This window comes from Candidatus Woesearchaeota archaeon (genome assembly GCA_026394965.1).
Taxonomy (GTDB): Archaea; Nanobdellota; Nanobdellia; order Woesearchaeales; family 0-14-0-80-44-23; genus JAPLZQ01.
Window position 1 is genome coordinate 1 of the sequence record JAPLZQ010000006.1, and the last position, 7,244, is coordinate 7,244.

The window sequence follows — 7,244 nt, forward strand, 5'->3', positions numbered from 1 at the left end:
CTGCTGAAAAAATTGCTGATTCAGGGCTTTCGCACATACACTTCTCAATAGACGGCATGGAAAGAGCGCATGACTTCTTCAGTGGAAAAGGGGCTTTTTCCAAGGTTGTCAATGCAATAAAGCTTGTTGATTCTGCAAGGAAAAGAAAAAATTCACCCCTTTCAATTGGTTTCGCCTGCACAGTAATGGAGGAGAATGTTGCTGACCTTCCTGGGATGATGCGATTTTTTGACTCTCTCTATGTTGATTCAGCGACATTCCAGCCATTGGTAAAAGACAACACAAAAATGAGGGATAGGAGCACAGATACCCCGTTTTGGATTTCTGAAAAATCCCTTCCAATCCTTGATAAGAGCATAGATGAAGTCAAGCGCTTTAAAGGAAAACACTTAAGGCTTTATGAGGAACCAGGCATAAGACTTTTCAAGAAATATTACCGGAATAAAGTTGGAAAAAATGACTGGAAATGCTTTGGTGGGTATAAGACGCTCATAGTTGCATTATGCACCCACAATCCAAAGCCGGAATTTCATGTTTACATATGCCACGGGTTGTGCGGAAATGTCAGGGAAAAGAAAATAGCAGAATGCTGGAACTCAAAAGAGGCATCCATTCTAAGAAAAAAAATTTTTGAGTGCAACTCTCCATGCCTTCAGGCATGCCATTCGCGCAGGGATTCAGAGGCAATTTCAAGAATAGCAGGGGCGTTATTAAAATGAAAAAAGAAGAGAAGATGCATATATCCCTGGCGCACCTGCCCCCTTATGGCGTAAGCATGCCTCCATTGGGCATATGCTATCTTGCATCAAAGCTGAAAGAGGAAGGATTCAGCGTGAAGGCATTTGACCTTAACCTTGATTATTACCTTAATGAGAAGGACAGTAACAAGAATGGAAACTGGTACAGCAGCAATTCAAACATTAAAGAAAGGGAGTGGCGCGAAAAAGTGTTTCGAACTTTTGCCAAAAAAATAATTCCCATTGATGAAAATAAATAATCAGATGAATTAATCAGATGAATCTCATGGAAGCAGAACTTGAAAAATTCAGGAACGAAGCAGGATTTTATCTTTCAAGGCTGGTTGGAAAGATTCTTGTCCCGCCGGAAAATGTTTATCTTGAGATAACTGCAAAATGCAACCTGCGCTGCAGGATGTGCAACCTTTGGCGGCAGGACATAAAAGGCGAACTTTCAAAGGAGCAGTGCTTCAGGATAATAGGTGATATGTCTGAGCTACGCATACCTCATCTTATCATATCAGGAGGGGAGCCGTTTCTACGGGATTTTGTCATAGACATTTCCAACTATGCAAAGAAAAAATGGATAAGGCATGTAAGCGTGATAAGCAACGGCACTCTGATAAATGAGAAAACAGCAGAGGAAATAGCCAATTCAGGAATAGACCATATCACAATCTCAATAGACGGGCTTATGAAAAACAATGACTATGTGCGCGGAAAAGGCTCATTTAAGAAAGGAGTTAATGCAATAAACCTCATAACAAAATACAGCAGAAAAATCCGGAATGGAGGTCTTACTGCAGGGATAAACTGCGTTGTCCAGAACAGGAATCTTGAGGAGCTTCCTGACATGGCAAGGCTTGCAAAAAGGCTTGGATGCAACATAATTGTCTTCCAGCCAATGCTTTCAGACAATCTCTCAATGCACAAAAGGCTGACAAGGGATGAGCTTTGGGTTCCAAGAGAGAGAATACCTATACTTGAACAGAGCATAAATGAGCTTCTTCGCATGAAGAAGGACAAAGCATATTCTGATTTGATATTTGTTGAACCGATTGTCCTGAAACTGATTAAGGATTACTATGCCGGAACAATGAAGCATCAAAACATAAAGTGCTATGACGGCTACATCAGGATTGTGATAAACAGCAGGGGTTCGCTTTGGATGTGCGATTCAAATTACGGCGAATCAACTGAGCACTCGCTTAAAGAGCTTTTCACCTCAGCATGCGCAAACAAACTTAGAAAAGGAATAAAGAAATGCGCAAAGCCATGCCTTCAGGCATGCGTCCTGAAGCCCGAACTTGAAAGCCTTGAGAAAATTTCAAAAAGATTTGCAAGCAGCATTCCAAGAGGCAAAAGTAAAAATGCTTTTTATGCGCTGAAAATTTTGGGGAATTATGAAAAGACAATAAAATCAAAATGCGACTTAAGCCCTATTGAAAAGTGCCTTGCTTTTTTTGGAAAAGGAAGCACAAACCCCGCATATGCATTGTCTGAGATAAGGAATGCCAAGAGGATAATACGGAAATTCCGTGGAGACGTTCTGAATGTCTGATGTAAATCTGCATTTTTTGGAGTTTGAAAAAAATTCAGGGTTCTACTTCTCAAGAGTGCTTAACAGCACTTTTGTAAGTCCGGAGACCCTTCAGATAAGCATAACACACAGATGCCCTCTCCGATGCAGGATGTGCAGCATTGCAAAAAATCCATCAAAAATTGAAGAGGAAATGTCTACAAAGGAGGTTAAATCTCTTATAGAGCAGGCAGCGCAGATAGGCATATCTGAGCTTTACCTTACAGGAGGAGAGCCATTTGTCCGCGATGATTTCATTGAGATTGTAAACTATGCTGAAGCCAAGGGATTAATCACTTCTGTAAACACAAGCGGAATACTGATAAACAATGATGTGGCTGAGAAGATTGCTGATTCATCGCTTTCTTACATTACCTTTTCAATAGACGGGCTTGAAAAAATCCATGATTACATAAGGGGGAAAGGAGTTTTTTCAAATGCCATAAATGCAATAAGGGAAATCAACAGAATAAAGTCAGAGAAGGGTAATGAAAAGTTGCACATAAGCCTGGTTTCTGTTATTATGAACCAGAATCTTGATGAGGTAATTCCGCTTATACATTTTGTTGAGAATCTTGGAGTAACAGGAATAAGGTTCCAGCCAGTTCTCGTGGACAATACCAAGATGTTCAGGCAGAACAACAAGAGCAGCCTGTGGATACCCAAATCAAGGCTTAAGCGCCTCAGCCAGGTTCTTTCAGAAATGGAGAAATGCAAAAAGCGCTCAAAGATTGACATAATCTTTGATGCAAAGATGATAAGCCAGTATTTTAGGGGAGAATTTGAAGCAAACAAATGCTTTGTTGGATACAATAGGCTTTTTGTCGGGCTTTGGGGCAATGTAGGGCTTGTTTGTCCTGTTGATTCAAGGAATTTTTCAAACATTGAAAACTTCCGGGAAAAAAGCCTTTCAGAAATCTGGGATTCAGACAAGGCTAAGGAAGCAAGAGTTGCAGTCAAGAACTGCAGGCAGGAGTGCGTGCAGGGCTGCGCACTGATGCCTCATGCAGAGAACTTATGGAATATGTATCTGTCTGAAATCAGGAATTTCATAAGGTATATTGAAAGCGGAAGCGAGATTGCAGAGTACATGACTCTTATAAGGAATAATCTTGAAAAATATGAGAAGATTCTTCTTCTTCACAAATCAGATGAAAATCTCCGAATAAAAATGCACACTGACTTGAAAGAAATAGAGTATGTCCTTTCAACCATAAATAAGATAAAGCAGGACATAGAGAAGAGGATAGGGAATAAAAAGGCAGCTCAACCTTTGGAAGAAAAGGAATCAGCGTATACAGAATTGATTTCTGAAAAAAGTTCACCGAATTACTCTCCTGAAAAAGCATTCTCATTATTCCTTCTAAATGCAAGATTCTATTTCTCAAAAATAATCAACCGGGCGCTTGTAGGTCCGCACTGGGTTTATCTAAGCGTTACAAACAGGTGCCTTCTTGACTGCAGGATGTGTGGAGTAAAAAAGCTTGGCGCCTGTGATGAAATGAGCACAGATGAGCTGAAGAAAATTATAAAAGAGATAAGCGAATTCGGTGGGGATCAGACAATACTTTTTACAGGGGGAGAGCCCTTCCTGAGAAAAGACATCTTTGAACTTATTGAATACTCATCTTCTCTTGGAATGCCCACAGAGATTGTAAGCAACGGGCAGCTGATTGATGAGGAACTGACAGATAAAATAGTGAAATCAGGGCTTCGAAACATTGCAATTTCGCTTGACGGCGCAACAGCCGAGGCATATGAATCAATAAGGGGAATTCCCGGCTCTTTTGAAAAAGCCAAGAGGGCGATAAGGCTCCTCTCTGAAGCCAGGAAAAAAATTGGGAAAGGACCTCAGATATCTGCATGGACAACAATGATGCGCCAGAACATAACAGAATTATCCGAGATAATGAGGCTTTCAAAGAATCTTGGAGCAGATGTCATAGTGTATCATCCTGTAATAATAAATCAGACAGATATGCAAAGGACAAAGACACACGGCCCCTTATGGCCAAATGAGGAAGACCTTAAAATATTCAAGGAAGAGATGGACAGAATAACTGAATACAGAAAAAAAAACGGTTTTGTGGCGTTCCTGCATGACCCTTCGCTGTTCTTAAGATATTTCAACGGGGAAAACTTGCATGATGCCTGGCAGTGCAATCCTTTTGAATTCCTGAATATCGGGCCAGATGGGAATATGCAAATCTGCGGAGACACATTCGGAAATGCAAAATCCGGAGTTAAGAAAGTCTGGGAATCAAAGGCAGCAGGCAAATCAAGGGCGCTTATGAAGAAATGCACCAAAAGCTGCCTTCAGACATGCTGGGCAAGGCCCGACTCCGAAAGCCTCAAGCAAATAACAGCAAAATTTGCCTATGAAATAAACCGCTCCAGGATAAGCAGCAGCATTAAGAGGGACTTTATCCTTAAGGCGCTTGAGGAGATAAACGCATTTGAAAGCACTCTGAAGCATTTTGACGGAATTTCAGAGGAGGAAAGCGAAAAATGAAAGCAGAAGAGGTAGTGATTTCCGCAACATCAAAATGCAATCTGCACTGCAGAATGTGTGATATCCCAATTAAAAGCGAAAAAGACAAAATGAGCACGGATGATTTCAAGAGCGCAATAGGCGATTTTTTAAGGGCAGGGGTAAAAAGCATTGTTATTTCTGGAGGCGAACCTCTTCTTATAGAAGGCATATTTGAAATCATATCCTTTGCCCATAAAAAAGGAATTGCTGTGTCAATCCCAACAAACGGCACGTTGATAAATGAGAGCATTGCTAAAAGTCTGAAAAATTCAGGAGTGCGAGTAGTGAATGTGTCAATTGATGGGCCAAAACACATTCATGACGCAATCCGGGGAAAAGGCAACTTTGACAAGGCACTGAATGCCCTTAAGCTGCTGAGAAAGGCGGGAATTGAGACAACAATTGCAATGACTGTTAGCGGGAAGAATTATTTGTTCATGAGATTTGCAATAAGCCTTGCAATAGACACGGGCGCAACAACTGTGAAATTCCAGCCATTTTCAGCTGATTTTCTTTCGGACCCAGCCAAGGCATCTGATTTTATGCTCTCTGAAAATGACATTCCCCAGTTTAAGAGAGAGATTGAAAAGGCAATTGAATTTGCAGATTACTGCGGGATAAGCATAAATCCAAAAGGATATTTGCGCGCAATGCCTGACTATTTCCTGGGAACGCTCAAGGTTAAGCACTGTTCTGCTCTTGAAAAAACATGTGCAGTTGATAATATTGGAAATGTATATGCGTGCTGGGCTTTCAAGGAGCCACTTGGGAATCTCAAATCAGAAACTTTCACAAACATCTGGAATTCTGATAAGTTTTCAGATATGAGAAAAAAGGCGGCTGAAGGGGAATGCCCCGGATGCCTTATGAGCTGCTACGACCAGGTGTTTGAGCCTGTTAAAAAAAGGGCTGAAATAGTTAAAAAGATGGGCAATTTTAAGGCAATGGCGGTAAGAAGCATTAAGCGGGCAAATGCAAGGATTTTTTCACGAAAGCCAAGAAAGATTCTTGCAGACTCTGAATCCGAAACAGTTAAAGCCCTGCTTGAAATCGCTGAGTCAAGAAAAATTCTTGAGGCGGAACTGAAGAGGTTGAGGTAAAAAATGAACCGAATGAAAGACAACATTATCATAGGATCTCTTTTATTGATTATTGCAATAATTATTTTTTTGATAATAAAGAAACTTAATGCTCCTGCCCCAGCATATTTTGTTTATCCTATTCCGTGAATGAAAAATGAGAACAAGCATTAAAATAAACATTAAAACAATCCTTTTGCTTATTATTTTAACTCTATCCTTTGTTCTTATCTTACTTGAGCTAAGTGAAAAGAAAACAGGGATTCTTCCAATTGAAAATCCATTACAATTCACAAAAAATTAAATAAACTGGAATCATATAAATCAAAATGGTTGTTTACCCAATGAAAAAATCAGAGATATCAAAAAGATTAGAGACAGTCTTAATAGCAGTAATAACTTTGCTTTTTGCAGCTTACTTAATGATCTCAATCAGGAGTTCGCATGGAACTGAGTTCATAACAAATTTAAGCAATGAATCAGCAGAAGGTTTTAACAGTTCAAACAGAATGTTATCTGACAATCCAATCCTAATTTATGAGATAATGCCCAACACCAGAGTACAAGTTTATGGCTACTGGGTAAAATTTAACAGAACGACAATTGAAACTGTCAATTCAGATGGTTTCAGAGGCAGGGATTACTCAATTGAGAAGCCAAAAGGTGTTTATAGGATAATTGTGCTGGGGGATTCATTTACTGAGGGATTTGGTGTAAATGATAATGAAACTTTTTCCTATTGCCTTGAGCAGATGCTTAACTCTCTAAATATCAGCGGTAAAAGATTTGAAGTGCTGAATCTTGGCGTGGGAGGATACAACACTCTGCAGGAGGTGGAGCAATTAAAAGTAAAAGGGCTCAAATACAATCCTGACCTTGTCATAATTGCCCATCACGCAAGCGATGTTGAAAATATTAGTGAAATAGAAAAAAATACTAATGAGATGTATGCCTCTTACCTTAAGGAAACTGCAATTATAAATAATAACATTTCTCATAATATCCTAGCATACTTCCGCCAGAAAGCATTTGAAATTTTTTATAAAAAAATATTTTATGATGTCCACGCACACTTTCGCCAGAAAGCATTTGACATTTTTTATAAAGAAATTGCAAACATGCCATTTGAGCAGGTATTCGAGAACGTGAGACAGCCCATGGAAGCCCTCTACAATCTTTCTCTTAAAGAAGATTTCAGTCTGATGATAACACATTTTCCCGAGGGAATTTATATGAAAAGAGAACAGGCAGAAAAACTATCCAAATTCTCATATGAGAAAGACATATGTTATCTTGATTTTATTGAGGCATATGAT

At 39.6% G+C, this 7,244-nt stretch carries 6 protein-coding genes; all 6 read left to right on the forward strand.

What is annotated here, in order from left to right; all coding sequences use genetic code 11:
* Positions 1-719 (forward strand): hypothetical protein (locus tag NTV63_00135; GenBank protein ID MCX6709353.1); only part of this gene is annotated, 719 nt, incomplete at its 5' end.
* The gene (locus NTV63_00140) at positions 716-997 is read left to right on the forward strand and encodes a hypothetical protein (protein ID MCX6709354.1); all 282 of its coding nucleotides are present in this window, start codon (positions 716-718) and stop codon (positions 995-997) included. The genes NTV63_00135 and NTV63_00140, both read left to right, overlap by 4 nt.
* A 26-nt stretch (positions 998-1,023) precedes the next feature.
* Positions 1,024-2,298 carry a radical SAM protein gene (locus NTV63_00145; protein ID MCX6709355.1) on the forward strand — a complete coding sequence of 425 codons (1,275 nt, stop codon included), beginning with the start codon at positions 1,024-1,026 and terminating at the stop codon, positions 2,296-2,298.
* Positions 2,291-4,828 carry a radical SAM protein gene (locus NTV63_00150; protein ID MCX6709356.1) on the forward strand — a complete coding sequence of 846 codons (2,538 nt, stop codon included), beginning with the start codon at positions 2,291-2,293 and terminating at the stop codon, positions 4,826-4,828. The genes NTV63_00145 and NTV63_00150 overlap by 8 nt, the downstream gene beginning before the upstream one ends.
* Positions 4,825-5,949: a radical SAM protein gene (locus NTV63_00155; protein MCX6709357.1), complete on the forward strand. Its 1,125-nt coding sequence runs from the start codon at positions 4,825-4,827 to the stop codon at positions 5,947-5,949. The genes NTV63_00150 and NTV63_00155 overlap by 4 nt, the downstream gene beginning before the upstream one ends.
* 308 nt (positions 5,950-6,257) lie before the next feature.
* Positions 6,258-7,244 (forward strand): SGNH/GDSL hydrolase family protein (locus tag NTV63_00160; protein MCX6709358.1); only part of this gene is annotated, 987 nt, incomplete at its 3' end.

Coding starts and splice junctions, on each gene's coding strand:
- NTV63_00155 (MCX6709357.1), top strand. CDS start 4,825: ATGAAAGCAGAAGAGGTAGTGATTTCCGCAACATCAAAATGCAATCTG.
- NTV63_00145 (MCX6709355.1), top strand. CDS start 1,024: ATGGAAGCAGAACTTGAAAAATTCAGGAACGAAGCAGGATTTTATCTT.
- NTV63_00140 (MCX6709354.1), top strand. CDS start 716: ATGAAAAAAGAAGAGAAGATGCATATATCCCTGGCGCACCTGCCCCCT.
- NTV63_00150 (MCX6709356.1), top strand. CDS start 2,291: ATGTCTGATGTAAATCTGCATTTTTTGGAGTTTGAAAAAAATTCAGGG.